18 protein-coding genes and 1 pseudogene are annotated in these 17957 nt (G+C 67.8%); 4 read left to right on the forward strand and 15 right to left on the reverse strand.

Annotated features, from left to right (window positions below):
- Nucleotides 1-36 precede the first annotated feature (36 nt).
- Genes ACHMXA_RS12410 through ACHMXA_RS12425 form a run of 4 tightly spaced genes read left to right on the forward strand, consistent with a single transcriptional unit; the run spans nucleotide 37 to nucleotide 3890 of the window.
- Nucleotides 37-927, forward strand: coding sequence for a MoxR family ATPase (locus tag ACHMXA_RS12410; RefSeq protein WP_176664657.1), 891 nt, complete (start codon nucleotides 37-39; stop codon nucleotides 925-927).
- Between the two features lie 7 nt (nucleotides 928-934).
- Nucleotides 935-2155 (forward strand): VWA domain-containing protein, encoded by a 1221-nt coding sequence (locus ACHMXA_RS12415; protein WP_176664658.1) that lies wholly within the window; start codon nucleotides 935-937, stop codon nucleotides 2153-2155.
- Between the two features lie 34 nt (nucleotides 2156-2189).
- Entirely contained in the window at nucleotides 2190-2855 is a 666-nt protein-coding gene (locus tag ACHMXA_RS12420) for a CoxG family protein (RefSeq protein ID WP_176664659.1), read from the forward strand.
- Between the two features lie 18 nt (nucleotides 2856-2873).
- Nucleotides 2874-3890 carry an XdhC family protein gene (locus ACHMXA_RS12425; protein WP_176664660.1) on the forward strand — a complete coding sequence of 339 codons (1017 nt, stop codon included), beginning with the start codon at nucleotides 2874-2876 and terminating at the stop codon, nucleotides 3888-3890.
- Between the two features lie 22 nt (nucleotides 3891-3912).
- On the opposite strand, the gene mnhG is transcribed toward ACHMXA_RS12425, so the two are convergent.
- The 15 genes and pseudogenes from mnhG to rpsA all read right to left on the reverse strand — a co-directional run bounded on the left by mnhG (nucleotide 3913) and on the right by rpsA (nucleotide 17854).
- Nucleotides 3913-4296, reverse strand: coding sequence for a monovalent cation/H(+) antiporter subunit G (gene mnhG / locus ACHMXA_RS12430; protein ID WP_176664661.1), 384 nt, complete (start codon nucleotides 4294-4296; stop codon nucleotides 3913-3915).
- A gap of 61 nt (nucleotides 4297-4357) precedes the next feature.
- Nucleotides 4358-4636 carry a K+/H+ antiporter subunit F gene (locus ACHMXA_RS12435; RefSeq protein WP_019654754.1) on the reverse strand — a complete coding sequence of 93 codons (279 nt, stop codon included), beginning with the start codon at nucleotides 4634-4636 and terminating at the stop codon, nucleotides 4358-4360.
- Nucleotides 4633-5124 (reverse strand): Na+/H+ antiporter subunit E, encoded by a 492-nt coding sequence (locus ACHMXA_RS12440; RefSeq protein WP_176664662.1) that lies wholly within the window; start codon nucleotides 5122-5124, stop codon nucleotides 4633-4635. Before ACHMXA_RS12440 ends, ACHMXA_RS12435 begins: the two co-directional genes overlap by 4 nt.
- Nucleotides 5121-6803 carry a monovalent cation/H+ antiporter subunit D gene (locus ACHMXA_RS12445; RefSeq protein WP_395321297.1) on the reverse strand — a complete coding sequence of 561 codons (1683 nt, stop codon included), beginning with the start codon at nucleotides 6801-6803 and terminating at the stop codon, nucleotides 5121-5123. The genes ACHMXA_RS12440 and ACHMXA_RS12445 overlap by 4 nt, the downstream gene beginning before the upstream one ends.
- 41 nt (nucleotides 6804-6844) lie before the next feature.
- The gene (locus ACHMXA_RS12450; RefSeq protein ID WP_093199043.1) at nucleotides 6845-7195 is read right to left on the reverse strand and encodes a Na+/H+ antiporter subunit C; all 351 of its coding nucleotides are present in this window, start codon (nucleotides 7193-7195) and stop codon (nucleotides 6845-6847) included.
- A complete protein-coding gene (locus ACHMXA_RS12455) occupies nucleotides 7195-10143 on the reverse strand; it encodes a monovalent cation/H+ antiporter subunit A (protein WP_395320811.1) in 2949 nt (982 codons plus the stop codon). The genes ACHMXA_RS12450 and ACHMXA_RS12455 overlap by 1 nt, the downstream gene beginning before the upstream one ends.
- An 88-nt stretch (nucleotides 10144-10231) precedes the next feature.
- On the reverse strand, nucleotides 10232-10609 hold the full coding sequence (gene crcB, locus ACHMXA_RS12460; RefSeq protein ID WP_395320813.1) for a fluoride efflux transporter CrcB: 378 nt from the start codon (nucleotides 10607-10609) through the stop codon (nucleotides 10232-10234).
- A 40-nt stretch (nucleotides 10610-10649) separates the two neighbouring features.
- Entirely contained in the window at nucleotides 10650-11963 is a 1314-nt protein-coding gene (locus ACHMXA_RS12465; protein WP_176664665.1) for a TRAP transporter large permease, read from the reverse strand.
- Nucleotides 11964-11988: 25 nt separating this feature from the next.
- The gene (locus tag ACHMXA_RS12470; protein ID WP_395320815.1) at nucleotides 11989-12522 is read right to left on the reverse strand and encodes a TRAP transporter small permease; all 534 of its coding nucleotides are present in this window, start codon (nucleotides 12520-12522) and stop codon (nucleotides 11989-11991) included.
- A gap of 89 nt (nucleotides 12523-12611) precedes the next feature.
- The gene (locus tag ACHMXA_RS12475) at nucleotides 12612-13580 is read right to left on the reverse strand and encodes a TRAP transporter substrate-binding protein (RefSeq protein ID WP_176664667.1); all 969 of its coding nucleotides are present in this window, start codon (nucleotides 13578-13580) and stop codon (nucleotides 12612-12614) included.
- A gap of 155 nt (nucleotides 13581-13735) precedes the next feature.
- The gene (locus tag ACHMXA_RS12480; RefSeq protein ID WP_176664668.1) at nucleotides 13736-14068 is read right to left on the reverse strand and encodes a helix-hairpin-helix domain-containing protein; all 333 of its coding nucleotides are present in this window, start codon (nucleotides 14066-14068) and stop codon (nucleotides 13736-13738) included.
- A gap of 139 nt (nucleotides 14069-14207) precedes the next feature.
- Nucleotides 14208-15377 (reverse strand): lipopolysaccharide assembly protein LapB, encoded by a 1170-nt coding sequence (gene lapB, locus ACHMXA_RS12485; protein ID WP_176664669.1) that lies wholly within the window; start codon nucleotides 15375-15377, stop codon nucleotides 14208-14210.
- Entirely contained in the window at nucleotides 15367-15705 is a 339-nt protein-coding gene (locus ACHMXA_RS12490; protein WP_395320818.1) for a lipopolysaccharide assembly LapA domain-containing protein, read from the reverse strand. The genes lapB and ACHMXA_RS12490 overlap by 11 nt, the downstream gene beginning before the upstream one ends.
- Before the next feature lie 57 nt (nucleotides 15706-15762).
- Entirely contained in the window at nucleotides 15763-16089 is a 327-nt protein-coding gene (locus ACHMXA_RS12495) for an integration host factor subunit beta (RefSeq protein WP_019654766.1), read from the reverse strand.
- Between the two features lie 77 nt (nucleotides 16090-16166).
- Nucleotides 16167-17854, reverse strand: a pseudogene (rpsA, locus tag ACHMXA_RS12500) (30S ribosomal protein S1).
- Nucleotides 17855-17957 lie beyond the last annotated feature (103 nt).

Genomic DNA, 17957 nt, shown 5'->3' on the forward strand with positions numbered 1-17957 from the left:
GACGCGACAGCCTCGCGTCTTCCGCTACGCTTCGCCATGATCTTCCCGAGCATCGACTCCCTCTCCGCCGGACTCATGCAGGCCGGCTATTTCGCCGACCGGCGGCTGGCGACTGCCGTGTTCCTCGCGCTGAAGCTGCAGCGCCCGCTGCTGCTCGAAGGCGAGCCCGGCGTCGGCAAGACCGAGCTGGCGAAGGCGCTGTCGACGGCGCTGGGCCGAGAGCTGCTGCGCCTGCAGTGCTACGACGGTCTGGAGCAGCGCGAGGCGCTCTATGAATGGAACTACGCGGCGCAGCTGCTGCACATGCGCGCCGCCGAGGCCACCGGCGCGGCCCGCGACGTGGAGGCGGAGGTCTACCAGCCGCACTACCTGATCCGCCGCCCGCTGCTGCAGGCGCTGCAGACGCCGCTGCCGGGCGCCGTGCTGCTGATCGACGAGGTCGACCGTGCCGACGAGCCCTTCGAGGCCTTCCTGCTCGAATACCTGGGGGAGTACCAGGTGAGCATTCCCGAGCTGGGCACGGTGCGCGCCGTGGCGCCGCCCGTCACCATCCTCACGAGCAACCGTACGCGCGAACTCAACGACGCAGTGAAGCGCCGTTGCCTCTATCACTGGCTGGACTACCCGGAGCGCGAGCGCGAACTCGCCATAGTGCGCGCGCAGGTGCCCGAGGCCGGCGAGAAGCTGTCGGCCCAGGTGGCGGCCTTCGTCGCGCGGCTGCGCGAGACGCCGTTCGCCAACGCCTTCCAGCGTGCGCCCGGCATCGCAGAGAGCGTCGAATGGGCGAGGGCGCTGATCGCGCTCGACACCGTGGAGCTCGACCCCGAGGTGGTGGTCGACACCGCCGGCATCCTGTTCAAGCAGCGCGACGACGTGGCCGCGCTGACGCAGGAGCTGGCGTCGGATCTGCTCAAGCCCGAGGCGTGAACGGTCGATGGCCACCACCGGCGTGCAGCAACTCGGCGACGTCCGCAGCGGCAAGCTCGCGGGCAACATCGCCGCCTTCGGCCGCGCACTGCGCCGGGCGGGCGTGCGCACCGACGCGATGCGTATCGCGCTGGCCGACGAGGCCGCCACGCTGGTGGGCGTGGAAGACAAGCTCGATCTGAGCGCCGCCATGGAGGCGGTGATGGTCAGCCGCGAGCAGGACCGCATGGTGTTCCGCGAACTCTTCGACGCCTGGTTCCGCGACCCGGAGCTGGCCAACAAGCTGCTTGCCCAGATGCTGCCGAGCGCCGAAGGCAAGGCCGAGCCCTCGAAGCGCCGGCCGCGCGTGCGCGAGGCCCTCAGCGCACCGCGCGCGTTTGCCAAGCCGGTGGAGCCGGCCAAGCCCGATCGCGAAGTCGAATTCGATGCCGCCATGACGTCGAGCGACAGGCAGCGCCTGCAGCACGCCGACTTCAACGCGCTCGGCGCCGCCGAATACCGGCTGGTGGAGCGGCTCGCGCGCGATATCCGCCTGCCCATTCCCGAACTGCCGTCGCGCCGCCTGCGCGTGGCCGGCGAGGCGGGCCGGCAGCATGCCCGCATGCACTGGCCGGGCGTGCTGCACGAGGCAGCGCGCACCGGCGGCGAGATCATGCGGCTGCCACGGCTGGCCCGGCGCGAGCAGCCATTGCCGCTGCTGGTGCTGGTCGACGTCTCGGGCTCGATGGAGCGCTACGCGCGGCTGCTGCTGGCGTTCCTGCATGCCTCTACACGCCGGGCGGGTCGGCGCGACGTGTTCGCTTTCGGCACCCGGCTGACCGACCTGACGCCGGCCTTCCGGCTGGCCGACACCGACGCGATGCTGGGCGCCGCCAGCCTCGCCATCGACGATTTCGCGGGCGGCACCCGGCTCGGCGCCTCGCTGGCAGAGCTGCGCCACGCGCATGCCCGCCGGCTGACCGGCCGCCGCACGCTGGTGCTGGTGATCAGCGACGGGCTCGACACCGGCGAGCCTTCGCTGCTGGAGCATGAGCTGCTGTGGCTCAAGCGCCATTCGCGCCGCCTGCTGTGGCTCAACCCCTTGCTGCGCTTCGAGGGCTACGCCCCTCTGGCGCGTGGGGCCGCCGTGCTGCACCGGCAAGCAGATGCGATGCTGGCGGTTCACAATCTCAGCGCACTCGAACAGCTCGCAGCGAGCCTCGCCGCCCTGATGCGGTCGGGCCGCTAGCGGCGCACGGGAAGGAAGATAAAGGAAACCCACCATGGAAATGCTCGGAAACCGCCGCCTAGGCGTCACCCAACAACAGGCCTGGGAAGCGCTCAACGACCCCGAAACGCTGAAGAAGTGCATTCCCGGCTGCGACAAGTTCGAGCTCACGGGCGAGAACCAGTACAGCGTCGCGCTGGCCGTGAAGATCGGTCCGGTCTCGGCCAAGTTCAACGGCAAGGTGCTGCTGTCGGACATCGTGGCGCCCGACGGCTACAAGCTCACCTTCGAAGGGCAGGGCGGCGTGGCCGGATTCGCCAAGGGATCGTCGAGCGTCACGCTCAAGCCGGTTGCCGTGGAAGCGGCAGCAGCTCCTGCCGGCGATGCCGTCGCGCACGAGGCCGATTCGGCAACGCCGCCCGACGCCGCCCCCACGGGCTGCGAACTCGACTACACCGTGCAGGCCCAGGTCGGCGGCAAGATCGCCCAGCTCGGCCAGCGGCTGATAGACGGCGCCGCCAAGTCCACGGCCGACGACTTCTTCAAGCGCTTCGAGGCCGAGATGCAGAGCCGCTACGGCCCGCCGCCCGCTCCTGCCGCGGAAGCTGCCGAGGCGCCCGCCGAGAAGAGCGGGATGATGTCCGGCCTCATGAAGAAGATCGGCCTCGGCAAGAAGGACGACAAGGACGCGCCCGCCGCTCCCGGCGGCGACGCGGCCTGAACGCGGGACGGCAGCGTCATGGAAAACCTCGACGTCATGGTGCTGCGCACGCTGCGCGACTGGCGGCGTGCCGGCAAGCGCGCGCTGCTGGCGACGGTGGTGCGTACCTGGGGCTCGTCTCCCCGCCCGGTGGGCTCGATCATGGCCCTGGCGGAAGACGGTGCGGTGGTCGGCTCGGTCTCCGGTGGCTGCATCGAGGACGACCTGATCGCGCGCTACAGCCATGCCCACGGCAAGGCGGAAGACGTGCCGCTTGGCGCGCCGCCTTCGCTCGTGAAATACGGCATCACCGCCGACGAGGCGCATCGCTTCGGCCTGCCCTGCGGCGGCACGCTGGAACTGCTGCTCGAATACGCGCCCGACGCCGGCTCGCTCGAACTGCTGGTAGCGCAGCTGGAGCAGGGCAAGCTGATGCAGCGCACGGTGACGCTCGCCACCGGTGCGGTACGGCTCGCCGAAGCCAAGGCGCCCGACGAGCTCACGGTGAACGACACCGAGCTGACCAACACCTTCGGCCCCGAGTACCGCATGCTGCTGATCGGCGCCGGCCAGCTCGCCGAATACCTCGCCACCATGGCCAAGTTCAGCGGCTTCGCAGTCACGTTGTGCGACCCGCGCGCCGAGTACCGCACGGCCTGGTCGCTGCCCGGCGTGCAGATCACGACCGAGATGCCCGACGACGCCGTGACTGCCTTCAAACCCGACCGCCGCAGCTGCGTGGTCGCGCTCACGCACGACCCCAAGCTCGACGACCTCGCGCTGCTGGAGGCGCTGCAAAGCGAGGCCTTCTACGTCGGCGCCATCGGCTCGCGGCGCAATGCCGATGCCCGGCGCGGCCGCATGATCGAGCACTTCGACCAGACCGAGGAGTCGCTCGCGCGCCTGCGCGGGCCCATCGGCATCTACATCGGCAGCAAGACGCCGCCGGAGATCGCGGTGAGCGTGATGGCCGAGATCCTCGCGGTGAAGAACGCGGTGACGCTGCCGCGCGAGATGGAAGTGGCGCAGGCCAAGGAGCGGCTGCTGGCCGCGTGACCGGGGCCGCAACCCGGTTCGATCAGCCCTCGTAGGGCGGGATCGGCCCCTGGTCCGAAGGTGCTGGCGGCGGCACGTCGCCGTTCTTCTGCCGTTCGCGGAACAAGGCGGCGCGCATCAGGAAGATGGTGGTGACCGGCGTAGTGAGCGCCACGAAGAGCACGATCAGCACGCCGTGCAGCGAGAGGCTGTGGCCCTGCACCGAGAAATACACGATGGTCGCGACCGTCATCGACCACACGCCGCCGGTGGCGCCCAGCGTGGGCGCGTGGATGCGTCGGAAGAAGGTCGGCAGCCGCACCAGGCCGAAGGACCCGATGGCCGCGAAGGCCGCGCCCAGCACCGCGAAGACGGCTGTGACGATCTCGGCCCACAGCGGCAGCGGGCCCACGATGAAATCGGTCATCGGAATACCTCCGTGCTTCGCACTGCGGTGCGAGCTTGCTGGTGGCGGCCCGGCGCGGCGCTCATTCGATCACCTCCCCGCGCAGCAGGAACTTTGCCATCGCCGTCGAGCTCACGAAGCCGAACAGCGCGATCAGCATCGCGGCGGCGAAGTACACGTCGCTCGCGTAGACGATGCCCAGCACCAGCATCATCAGCATGCCGTTGATGTAGAGGCAGTCCAGCGCCATCACGCGGTCTTGGGCGGAAGGGCCGATCAGCAGGCGCGCGACGGCGCACAGCATCGCCACCGCCAGCAGGAACAGTGCGAACTTGAGCGACCAGAAAAGGATGGGCGTCATGATTCGAAGATCTCCATCAGCGGACGTTCGTAGCGGCGCTTGATCTGCGCGATGAAGGCGGCTTCGTCGTCGAGGTCGAACACGTGGATCAGCAGGGTGCTGCGGTCGAAGGCCACCTCGCCCCAGGCGGTGCCGGGCGTGAGGCACATGATCATCGAGAGCACCGCGAGGCCGTTGGGGTCGCGCAGGTCGAGCGGGATGCGCACGAAGCTCGCCTGTATGTGTTCGCTGCGGCGCGTGAGCAGCGCGCGCGCCACCGCGAACACCGACACCGACATGTCGTAGAGCACGACGCCGCACAGCCGCAGCGCTACGCCGGGGCGGCGCATGCGCACCGTGGCGGGCCGCAGGCCCTTGGTCAGCAGCGGCACGGCGATGGCGAGCAGCACGCCCGACAACAGCGTGCTCGCTTCGAGCGACTGGTTGAGCAGCAGCCAGATGACGAACAGCGCGAGCGACAGCGGCGGAGAGGGAATCAGGCGTTTCATTGCGCGCCTGCCTTTCCTTCGGCCTTGGCGGTGGGCACCGGGTTCGGCACCTGCCGCGCCTCCATCACCGCCGCGCGATAGGCCGTGGGCGCGCGCAGGCCCTCGGCGGTGGCCAGCGCGTGGCGCATCACCGGCTCGGCCCAGACCGTGAGCGCAATGCAGGCCGCGATCAGCCCGGCCACCGGCAGCACTTCGAGCGCCGGCAGCGACGGCAGGTTGCCGTGCGGCTGGGTCCAGAAATGGCGGATGCCGGTGCGGCTCAGCGCGATCAGCGCAAGGAAGCCCGAGGCGATCAGCAGCACCAGGAAGGTCCAGCCGGTCGTGCCGATCACGCCGCTGCCGCCGCTGCCGTTCATCAGCCCCGAGAGCATCGCGAACTTGCCGACGAAGCCCGACAGCGGCGGCAGGCCGGTCAGCAGCAGCGTGCAGATCATGAAGCTCAGGCCCAGGAAGGCGACGCCGGCCGGAATGGCGCGGCCATAGAGCGCCTGCGCGTCGTCGTCGAGGTTCACGTCGCTCAGCGCGCTCAGGTCTTCCGCCAGGAAGGGCGCGGTGCCGGCGGCCTCGTGCGGCGCCACGCTCATGCCTGCGTTGCGCCAGCGCTCGATCATGTCGATCAGCAGGAAGAAGGCGCTCACCGCGAGGGTGGAGCTCAGCAGGTAGAAGAGCGCGCCGGCCCACACGGCCGGCTGCCCCAGCCCCACGGCGGCGAGCAGCGTGCCGGCCGATATCAGCACGCTGAAGCCCGCGAGGTTGGAAAGCCGCTGCGTACCGAGGATGCCGAAGGCCGCCACGAAGAGCGTGGCGATGCCCGCGCCCACCAGCACCGGCTGGCCGAAGGCGGCCGATGCGCCGGTGTCTGGCGCGAAGAGCACCGTCCACAGCCGCAGCACGGTATAGACGCCCAGCTTGGTGAGCAGCGCGAACACCGCGCCCACCGGCGACACCGCCGAGCTGTAGGCCGGCACCAGCCAGAAGTTGAGCGGCCACGCGCCCGCCTTGGCGAAGAAGGCGGTGAAGAGGATGGCCGTGGCCGCGTGCACCAGTCCGCGGTCGCCCGGCGCGAGTTCGGCGATGCGCATGCCAAGGTCGGCCATGTTGAGCGTGCCGGTCACGCCGTAGAGGATGGCCGCGCCGATCAGGAACAGCGACGACGCCGCGAGGTTGATCGCGATGTAGTGCAGCCCCGCCTGCACGCGCAGCCGGCCCGAGCCGTGCAGCAGCAGGCCGTAGGAGGCCGCGAGCATCACCTCGAAGAACACGAACAGGTTGAACAGGTCGCCCGTGAGGAAGGCGCCGTTCAGGCCCATGAGCTGAAGCTGCAGCAGCGGATGGAAGTGCACGCCCGCGCGGTCCCAGCGCGAGGTGGAGTAGATCGACGCCGCGAAGGCGATGACGCCGGTGAGCGCCACCATCATGGTCGAGAGCCGGTCGGCCACCAGCACGATGCCGAAGGGCGCGCGCCAGTTGCCCGGCAGGTACACGCCGATGGAGCCCGGGCCGCCGCCCGTGTCGGGCGCATTCACCCAGCGCAGCAGCGCCAGCGCGGCCAGCAGGCCGACCAGGCCCGAAACCACGCTCAGCGCCGACTTGGCGCGCCGGCGGTTCTCGCCCAGCAGCAGCATGAGCGCGGCCGTGAGCATGGGCACGAGGATCGGTACCGCCACCAGGTGCGGCATGCTGAACTCGAGCAACTGGTCGAGCAGATGAAAAACCTCCTTCACTCCGCCTCCTGCCGTTCTTCACCGTCCACGTGGTCGGTGCCGGTGATGCCGCGCGAGGCGAGCATCACGACGAGGAAGAGCGCCGTCATCGCGAAGCCGATCACGATGGCGGTGAGCACCAGTGCCTGCGGCATCGGGTCGGCCGTGTTGGCCAGCGTGGCGGTCAGGCCCTTGATGAGCACCGGCTCGCTGTCGACCTTGAGCCGCCCCATGCTGAAGATGAAGAGATTGACCGCGTACGAGATCAGCGTCAGGCCCATGATGACCTGGAAGGTGCGCGGGCGCAGCAGCATGTAGACGCCCGAGCCGGTGAGCACGCCGATGGCGAGCGCGAGCACGATTTCCATCAGCCGGCTCCTCCCTCGGTCGCACCGGCGGCGGTCGCCTCGGCTTCCTTTTCTTTCTGCTCGTCGGCCCAGCGGTGGCTGCGTATCGACTGGTGGGCCAGCGCGGTCAGGATCAGCATGGTGGCGCCGAGCACCAGCGCGAACACGCCGATGTCGAAGAAGAGGGCGCTGGGCACATGCACCTCGCCCAGCAGCGGAAGGTGCAGGTGCGCGGTGTGCGTGGTCAGGAAGGGGTAGCCCAGGAACACCGCGCCGCCGCCCGTGGCCAGCGCCAGCAGCAGGCCCATGGCGATCCAGCGGCGCGGGTAGATGCGCAGGTGCTCTTCGACCCACTCGGTGCCCGAGACGATGAACTGCAGCACCAGCGCGACCGACATCACCAGCCCCGCGACGAAGCCGCCGCCCGGCGCGTTGTGGCCGCGCATGAAGAAGTAGACCGACACCAGCACCGACACCGGCAGCAGCAGCCGCACCAGCACGGCCGGCACCATCAGGTAGCCCACGGCGGTGTCTTTCGCGCGGCGCGGGTTCAGCAGGTCGCTGCTGCCGTCGTCGGCCTGCAGCCGCTGCTGGATCGGCAGGGCCATCGATTCGATGGCCGGGCGGAAGCGCCGCAGCAGCGCATACACGGTGAGCGCGACGATGCCCAGCACCGTGATCTCGCCGAAGGTGTCGAAGCCGCGGAAGTCGACCAGCATCACGTTGACCACGTTGGTGCCGCCGCCCTCGGTGAGCGCACGTTCGAGGAAGAAGGGCGAGATGCTTTGCGGAAAGGTGCGCGTCATCATGGCCCAGGCCAGCGCGGCCATGCCGCTGCCGGCGATGGCGGCGATCAGCAGGTCGCGCCCGCGCCGGCCCCAGGGCTTGAGCCGCGCGCGCGCGGGCTGCACCACGTCCTTGCTGCGCATCGGCAGCCAGCGCAGGCCCAGCAGGATCAGCACCGTGGTGACGGCCTCGACCACCAGTTGCGTCAGCGCGAGGTCGGGCGCCGAGAACCAGATGTAGGTGACGCAGGAGACCAGCCCCGCGCCCGCGGCCAGCATCAGTGCCGCCAGCCGGTGGAACTTGGCCTGCCACGCAGCGGCCACCGCGCAGGTGCCGCCGATCAGCCAGGTCATGGCGAACATCGGCGAGAAGGGCAGCAGCTCGCGCGTGCCGGGCGCGGCGGGCGTGAGCTGCAGGGAAGCGGTCGCGCCCGCAACTGCCACCACCACCAGCAGCAGCAACTGCCACTGCATGCGCTTAGTGCCGAAGAGGCGGCGGCTGCGCCGGCCGGCCTCGCTCAGCAGCGCGATGATGTGTTCGAAGATGACCTGGCCGTCGAAGCGGTGCAGCAGGGGCGTGTTCTCCAGGCCGCCGCTCGCGCGCTGGCGGCGCTGCAGCAGGTACAGCGCGGCGCCGCCGGCCAGCGCCACGAAGCTCATCAGCAGGGGCAGGTTGAAGCCGTGCCACACGGCAAGGCTGTACTCGGGCAGCGTGCCGCCGACGACCGGAGATGCAGCCGCGGCCAGCATCGGCCCCACCGACCATGCCGGTGCCACGCCCACCACCAGGCACAGCAGCACCAGCAGCTCGACCGGCACCCGCATCCAGTGCGGCGGCTCGTGCGGATGCTTGGGCACCTCGTCGCCGCAGGGCGGGCCGAAGAACACGTCGAACACGAAGCGCGCCGAGTACGCCACGCTGAAGATGCCCGCCACCGTGGCGATCAGCGGCAGGCTGAAGTCGACCCACGGCGTGGCCTGGATGAACACCGTCTCGGCGAAGAACATCTCCTTCGAGAGGAAGCCGTTGAGCAGCGGCACCCCGGCCATTGAGGCGCTGGCGATGATGGCCAGCGTGCCCGTGATCGGCATGAGCCGCATCAGGCCGCTGAGCTTGCGGATGTCGCGCGTGCCGGTCTCGTGGTCGATGATGCCGGCCGCCATGAAGAGCGACGCCTTGAAGGTGGCGTGGTTCATCACGTGGAAGACCGCCGCCACCGCCGCGAGCGGGCTGTTCAGCCCCAGCAGCAGCGTGATGAGCCCGAGGTGCGAGATGGTGGAGTAGGCCAGCAGCGCCTTCAGGTCGCGCTGGAACATCGCGATGAAGCCGCCGAGCAGCAGCGTGACGGCGCCAGCGCCGCCCACCAGCCAGAACCACTGCTCGGTGCCCGAGAGCACCGGCCACAGCCGCGCCATCAGGAACACGCCCAGCTTCACCATGGTGGCCGAGTGCAGGTAGGCCGACACCGGCGTGGGCGCGGCCATGGCGCGCGGCAGCCAGAAGTGGAAGGGGAACTGCGCGCTCTTGGTGAAGGCGCCCAGCAATATCAGCGTGAGCGCGACGGGGTAGAGCGCGTGCGCGCGGATGATGTCGCCCGAGGCCAGCACCTTGTCGAGCTCGTAGCTGCCGGTGATGCGCCCCAGCACCAGCACGCCGGCCAGCAGGCACAGCCCGCCCGCGCCGGTGACGGTGAGCGCCATGCGCGCGCCGCGCCGCGCGTCGCGGCGGTGGTGCCAGTAGCCGATCAGCAGGAAGGAGAAAAGGCTCGTGAGCTCCCAGAACAGCACCATCTGGATCAGGTTGCCCGAGAGCACCACGCCCATCATCGCGCCCATGAACGCGAGGAAGAACGAGAAGAAGCGCGGCACCGGGTCGGAGGCCGACATGTAGTAGCGCGCGTACAGCACCACCAGCGCGCCGATGCCCAGCACCAGCATGCAGAACAGCCATGCGAAGCCGTCCATGCGGAACACGAGGTTCAGGCCCAGGGCAGGCAGCCATTCGATCTGCTGGCGCAGCACGCCGCCGTTGGCGATCTGCGGGAAGAACCATGCGGCCTGGATGGCGCAGCCCAGCGCGACCAGCCCTGCCAGCGTCGACTCCCTGTTGCGCGCGTTGGAAGGCATCAACGCGGCCAGCACGCTGGCAATGAAGGGGAGGGCGACGAGAAAGACCAGGGGCATTGGGGTCGATTCTATCGGCCGACCCTATGGAAAGCCTTATCTATAACCGCAAGACATAAGGCAGTTTTTCACCTGGCTTTCATGCGATTCAGGAGGAGAAAGCCTGCACCGTTCGCAGCCCGAGCCAGGTCATGCACAGCGAACCGCCCAGGTGCAGCGCGATGGTGCCCATTGCGAGCCCGAAGCGGCCGCTGGTCAGCATGCCCACCACTTCCGCCGAGAAGCTCGAGAAGGTGGTGAGCGTGCCGAGGAAGCCGGTGATCACCATCAGCCGCCATGCGGGATTGATGTCCGGCAGGCCGCTGAAGACGCCGATGGCCACGCCGATGAGATAGCCGCCGATCAGGTTCACCGCCAGCGTGCCCCAGGGAATGATGCCCCCGGGGCTGAGCCAGAGCGCGAAGCCCCAGCGCATGAGGGCGCCGACGCATGCGGCGAGACAGATGACGATGACGTTCAGCAGCATGGCCGCGATTATCCGCAAGCCGCGCGGCGGCCCGGCCGGGCTACTTCTCGCGGCCCATCACCACGTCCGGCAGGATCGTCACGATGCTCGGAAACAGCGTGATCAGCACGATGCACAGCACCAGGCAGAAGAAGAACGGGATCGCCGCCTTGGCGATCACGTTGCTGTCCTTGCCCGTCATGTTCTGCAGCACGAAGAGGTTGAAGCCCACCGGCGGCGTGACCTCGGCGATCTCCACCAGCAGCACGATGAAGATGCCGAACCAGATCAGGTCGAAGCCCGCCTTCTGGATCATCGGCAGCACCACCGCGCTGGTGAGCACGATCATCGAGATGCCGTCGAGCGCGGTGCCCAGCACCAGGTACACCAGCACCAGCGCGCCGATCAGCGCATAGGGCGACAGGTGCATGCTGTCGACCCACTCCGCCAGCTCGCGCGGGATGCCGGTGAAGGCCATGGTCTTGGTGAGGAAGGCCGCGCCGGCCAGGATGAACATGATCATGCAGCTGGTGCGCGTGGCGCCCATGATGCCGTCCTTGAAATTCTTCCAGGTGAGGCTTCGGCCCCAGGCCGCGATGGCCAGCGAACCCAGCACGCCGAAGGCCGCGCACTCGGTGGCGGTGGCCCAGCCGGCCACCAGCACCCAGACGATGAACACGATCAGCAAGGCGCAGGGAATGAGGTTGCCCGACAGCCTGATCTTCTCCATGAAGGTGGTCGGCGGATCGGCCGGCGGCACCTGGCCCGGGTTGCGCAGGCTCCACCAGCCGATGTAGCCCGAGAACAGCAGCATCAGCAGGAAGCCCGGCAGGAAGCCGGCCAGGAAGATGCGGATGATCGACGCGTCGGCCGCTACCGCGTACACCACCATGGTGATCGACGGCGGAATCAGGATGCCGAGCGTGCCTGCGGTGGCGAGCGAGCCGATCGCCAGCTTCTCGTTGTAGCCGCGGCGCTTGAGCTCGGGCAGCGCCACCTTGGCGATGGTCGCGCAGGTGGCGGCCGACGAGCCCGAGACCGAGCCGAACACGCCGCATCCGAGGATGGTGGTGTGCATCAGGCGGCCCGGCACGCGGTTGAGCCAGGGGCGCAGGCCCTCGAACATCTCCTCGCTGAGCTTGGTGCGAAACAGGATCTCGCCCATCCATATGAAGAGCGGCAGCGCGGCGAGCTCCCAGCTCGCGTTGCTTTCCCAGAAGGCGGAGAACAGGTTCTTGCCCGGCAGCGTGTTGGTGAAGAAGGCCTGGCCGACCCAGCCGACGATGGCCAGTGTCATCGCGATCCACACGCCGCCCGCCAGGAGCAGCAGCATGATCGCGAGCAGCAGCGCGCCCATCCAGAGGTTTTCGAACATCGGGTGTCTTTGTTGCTGTTGTTGTTCAGACGTCGGAGGAGAAGTCGCCCGCCGCGTGGCGCTCCTCTATGGCGCGCTGGTAGCTGGGCTTCTCGCCGCGCACCACGCCGACCAGCTCGTCGATCATGGCGATCAGCAGCAGCCAGCAGCCGATCACGAAGGTCGACTGCGGGATCCAGATCGGAATGACGACCAGGCCCGTCGCCATCTCGGCGAACTCGTAGCTCTCGTAGGTGAAGCTGGTGGCCCAGTAGGTGAGATAGGCCACCGACACCGCGGCCACAAGCAGGCAGCTCACGTCGAGCACGCGCCGGATCTTCGGCGACACCGATTCGAGCAGCAGCGTCACGCGCACGAAGTCGCCGTGGCGGAAGGCATGCGCCATCGCGAAGAACGCGGCGGCGGCGCACAGCCAGGCCACCACGTCGTTGAGCCCGCTCACGTGCCAGTTCATCTGCCGGCCCACGCCGGCCAGGATCATCAGCACGAAGATCAGGAACACGCAGAGCGCGCCTAGCGCGCCTGCACCGTCGTACAGGCGGTCGAGGAAGCGGCGCATGGCTCAGGTCTCCCGCCGGGCCGCCCCAAGGGAGGCCTGCGCCCCCTCGGGGGGCAGCGATACGCGAAGCGATGAGCGTGGGGGCTTCATCATTTCTTCTTGTAGTTGTCGACGATGGCGGCGCCATCGGCACCGGCCACCTTGAGCCAGTCGGCCTGCATGATGCCGCCGACCTGGCGCATGTCGGCGTCGAGCTTGGGCGAGGGCTTGTGGATCTTCATGCCGCGCTCGGCGAGCAGGCGTTTGTATTCCTCGTTCTTCTCCTGCGCCACCTTCCAGCCGCGGGCTTCGGCATCGGCCGCGGCCTTGGCGACGGCGGCCTTGGTGGTGGCGTCGAGCGCGTCGTAGGCCTTCGCGTTCACCAGGATCGCGTTCTTGGGGATCCAGGCCTGGGTGTCGTAGAAGTTCTTGATGTGCTCGTAGGTCTTGGTGTCGTAGCCGGTGGAGCCCGAGCTCATGTAGCTCTCGATCACGCCGGTGGCCATGGCCGCGCTGAGTTCGGCCTGCTGGATCTGCACCGGCTGCGCGCCGATCAGTTCGGCGATCTTGGCCGTGGCCGGGCTGTAGGCGCGCCACTTGATGCCGCGCAGGTCGGCCACCGAGCCGATCTCCTTCTTGGTGTAGATGCCCTGCGGCGCCCAAGGCACCACGAACAGCACCTTGATGCCCTGGGCCGCGAGCAGCTTCTCCATGGCGGGCTTCGACGCGTCGTAGAGCTTGCGTGCCTCGGGATAGGTGGTGGCGAGGAAGGGAACGCCGTCGAGCGCGTAGATCGGGTTCTCGTTGGCGAAGTTGGCCAGCAGGATCTCGCCGGCCTGCGCCTGGCCGCTCTGTACCGCGCGCTTGATCTCGGGCGCCTTGAAGAGCGACGCGTTGGCATGCACCGTGATCTTCACCTTGCCGCCCGTGGCCGCGTCGACGTCCTTCGCGAACTGCGTGATGTTTTCCGTGTGGTAGTTGGTTGCCGGGTAGGCGGTGGGGAGGTCCCACTTGGTCTGGGCGAAGGCCGCGGCGCCGAGGGTCAGGCCCGCGAGGGCAATGCCGAACTTGTGATTCATTGACTCGCTCCGGAATGTAGTGAAAGCAAAACGAAAGGAAGCTTACGTGCAAATTCCGGGCCACTTCCTGAGGCTTTTCCCTGCCATGGCGTGCATGCTCGCGCGCATGAAAAAGCCGCCCGAAGGCGGCTTTGCATATTTCTACCGGAGCGGAATCAGGGCTTGGCGGACTTCGCTTCCTTCGTGCTCTTCGTTGTTCCCTTCGACGAGGCGGGTGCCGCGTCGCCGAAGCCCTTGCCGTTGACCGTCAGACCTTCCGACGAGAGCTTGGCCGCCTTCTTCTCTTTTACGCCCTTCACGCGCTGCATGAAGTCTGGCCAGTCCTTGAACTCGCCTTGCTTGCGTGCGTCGAGGATGCGCTTGGACATCGACGGGCCGACGCCCTTGATGCCGTCGAGATCGGCTTCCGTGCCCTTGTTGACGTCGACCGCGGCGAACGAAGCAACCGCGAACAGCATGGCCGTGGTGGCCAGGATCTTCTTGAACATGTTGATGAAAACTCCCTGTATTTTGTTGATGAGTGACAGCCGACGGAAATGTCGGCCCGCGCTCAACGAGACACGAAAGCAGGGCGTTGACGCATGAAAGCCGTGCCGGCCTTCATGTGACCATTGTTCAGAAACGTGATCAGAGTTCTTCGACGCGGCGGGGAGGATAGCTGTCCCACGCCTGGCAGCCCGGGCAGTGCCAGAAGTACTGGTGCGCCTCGAAGCCGCAGGCCGCGCAGCGGTAGCGCATGAGCGGCCGCGTGGCCTGGTCGAGCGCGCGCTGCACCTGCGGATGGAACTGCTCGTGCTCGAAGCGCTCGCCCGCGAGCCAGCGCGAGGCCGCGACCAGAGAAGGCTGCTGCGCAAGATGCGCGATGTAGCCGTCGCGCGGCGTGGGGTTCGGTTCTTCCGTGGTCGCGGATGGCTTGCCGCCGAGTGCCATCAGCGCCTCGAGCACGTCGATGGAAGGCGACTCGACGTAGCGGCGCTGCAGCAGCTCGAGCGCATCGGCCTCGCGGTGCGCGGCCACGGCGGCCTGCTGCAGCGTGGCGGCATAGAGCGGCAGCGCCAGCGGCGCGGTGTCGCTCAGGGCCACGAGCGTGTCGAAGGCCGCGCTCGCCTCGCCCTTGCGCAGCTGCAGGCTGGCGGTGTCGATGGCCGGGCGCGGGGCCTGCGGCGCGAGTTCGACGGCCTGCGCCAGCAGCTTTTCGGCGCCGGGCAGGTCGCCCGCGGCCACGCGCTCCGTCGCCTGCTCGCAGAGATGGTGCGCGCGGCGCGTGCTGTAGCTGGCCTGGTCGGACTCGTCGAGCTTCTGCGCCACGTCGGCCGCCTGCGCCCATTCACGCGAGCGCTCGTAGATGGCCAGCAGCGCGAGCCGGGCTTCGTTCTCGTAGCGCGTGCCCTCGAGCTTCTGCAGCGCGGCCTCGGCGCGGTCGAGCAGGCCGGCGCGCAAGAAGTCTTGCGCCAGCGCGTGCTGCGCACGCTCGCGGTCGCTGCGGCTCAGGTCGCCGCGGCCCAGCAGGTGTTCGTGCACGCGCACCGCGCGCTGGTATTCGCCGCGGCGGCGGAACAGGTTGCCGAGCGCGAAGTGCAGCTCCTGCGTGTCGGGGTCGTTCTGCACGGCCTCGATGAAGGCGTCGATGGCCTGGTCCTGCTGCTCGTTGAGCAGAAAGTTGAGGCCACGGAAGTAGGCCTTGGGCGCCTGCCGGTTCTCCAGCTTGAGCTGGCGGATGTCGAAGCGCGATGCGAGCCAGCCCAGCACGAAGGCGACGGGCAGGCTGATCAGCAGCCAGCTGGGATCAAAGTCCATGTTGACGTACGGCGGGGAGATCGGTGGCGGAGATGGTCGGCGCTGCTGCCGAGGCAGCAGCCGTGGCGGCCGAAGGGGTGGCCGGCTGGGCGTCGGCTGCGGCCGGTGCCTGCGCCGCTGCGGAGCGATGCTTCCACCAGCCCGGCAGCATGCCCAGCGCTCCCACCACGAGGCCGCCCGCGAAGGCCGCGAGCACGACCAGCACCAGCGGCGCGCGCCAGTAGGTGCCGAAGAAGAAGTAGACGGTCGCGTCGTGCTGGTTGTTCAGCGCGAAGGCGAAGAGCGTAAAAAAAATGGCTGCCTTGAGCAGCCACAGGAGGTATTTCATAGCCGTTCCCGTTGCCGGGAGCATTCTACGTTTGCAGGCATTTAGATCGTCCGCGCGTCAGGCCTTGCGGCCCTTGGCTTCCTTGCCCGCGTCGAGTTCGGCCGTCTTTGCGTCGACTGCTTCGCGCAGTGCCTTGCCGGGCTTGAAGTGCGGCACCCGCTTCTCGGGAATCTGCACGCTCTCGCCCGAACGCGGATTGCGGCCGATGCGCGGCGGGCGCCGGTTGACCGAGAAGCTGCCGAAGCCGCGGATCTCGATGCGGTGTCCGCGCACCAGCGCGTCGCTCATGGCGTCGAGGATGGTCTTGACGGCGTATTCGGCATCGCGGTGCGTGAGCTGTGCAAAGCGGGCTGCGAGTTCTTCGACGAGGTCCGAGCGTGTCATAGGCCAAACATAAACGAAAAACGTGGACGAAAAAAAGACAGAGCGGCCCCAGGGCCTGCTCTGTCTTCCGGTTCAGCTTACTTGCTGTCGTTGTTGTCCAGCTTGGCGCGCAGCAGGGCGCCCAGGCTGGTCGTGCCCGCGTTCTCGCGTGCCGACTGCTGGCTCAGGCTGGCCATGGCGCCTTGCTCGTCGACCATGTCCTTCTGCTTGATCGACAGCTGGATGTTGCGGGTCTTGCGATCCACGTTCACGACGATGGCCGTGACTTCGTCGCCTTCCTTCAGCACGTTGCGGGCATCTTCGACGCGGTCGCGCGAGATTTCCGAAGCACGCAGGTAGCCGACGATGTCTTCGCCGAGGTCGATTTCAGCGCCGCGGGCGTCGACCGTCTTGACCTTGCCGGTCACGATCTGGCCCTTGTCGTTCACCGTGGTGAAGGTGGTGAACGGGTCGCTGTCGAGCTGCTTGATGCCCAGCGAGATGCGCTCGCGGTCCACGTCCACGGCCAGCACGATCGCTTCGACTTCCTGGCCCTTCTTGTAGTTGCGAACGGCGGTTTCGCCGGCTTCGTTCCACGAGAGGTCGGACAGGTGAACCAGGCCGTCGATGCCGGCAGCCAGACCCACGAACACGCCGAAGTCGGTGATCGACTTGATCGGGCCCTTGACGCGGTCGCCGCGCTTGGTGTTCTGCGCGAACTCTTGCCACGGGTTGGCCTTGCACTGCTTCATGCCCAGGCTGATGCGGCGCTTGTCTTCGTCGATTTCCAGGACCATGACTTCGACTTCGTCGCCCAGCGAGACGATCTTGTTCGGAGCGATGTTCTTGTTGGTCCAGTCCATTTCGGAGACGTGCACCAGGCCTTCGATGCCGGGCTCAGCTCGACGAACGCGCCGTAGTCGGCGATGTTCGTGACCTTGCCGAACAGGCGGGTGCCTTGCGGGTAGCGGCGCGAAACGCCCATCCACGGGTCGTCGCCCATCTGCTTCAGACCCAGCGACACGCGGTTCTTCTCGGTGTCGAACTTGAGGATCTTGGCGGTGATTTCCTGGCCGGCCTGAACGACTTCGCTCGGGTGGCGCACGCGACGCCATGCCATGTCGGTGATGTGCAGCAGGCCGTCGATGCCGCCGAGGTCCACGAACGCACCGTATTCGGTGATGTTCTTGACCACGCCGCGCACCACTGCGCCTTCCTTCAGCGTTTCCATCAGCTTGGCGCGTTCTTCGCCCATGCTGGCCTCGACCACGGCGCGGCGCGACAGCACGACGTTGTTGCGCTTGCGGTCCAGCTTGATGACCTTGAACTCGAGGGTCTTGTTCTCGTAGGGGGTCAGGTCCTTGATGGGACGCGTGTCGATCAGCGAGCCCGGCAGGAATGCGCGGATGCCGTTGACCAGGACCGTGAGGCCGCCCTTGACCTTGCCGCTGGTGGTGCCGGTGACGAAGTCGCCCGATTCCAGCGCCTTCTCGAGGGCCAGCCACGAAGCCAGACGCTTGGCGGTGTCGCGCGAGAGGATGGTGTCGCCGTAGCCGTTTTCAACGCTGCCGATGGCAACGGAAACGAAGTCGCCGGCCTGCACTTCGAGTTCGCCCTTGTCGTTCTTGAACTCTTCGATCGGCACATACGCTTCGGACTTCAGGCCGGCGTTGACGACGACGTGGTTGTGTTCGACACGCACGACTTCGGCGGTGATGACCTCGCCCGTGCGCATTTCGGAACGCTTCAGGGACTCTTCGAACAGATCGGCAAAAGATTCAGACATTTAGTTTCCTTCCGTCAGGCAGGGTTGGCAGGCGCTCTTGCGAAATTGCGTGCGGCTGCTGTGGGTCTGTAGACGGCGGTTTTGTGGGCGTGAGCCCGGTTGG

The organism is Variovorax sp. UC74_104 (assembly GCF_044055375.1).
In the GTDB taxonomy this organism is placed as follows: Bacteria; Pseudomonadota; Gammaproteobacteria; order Burkholderiales; family Burkholderiaceae_C; genus Variovorax.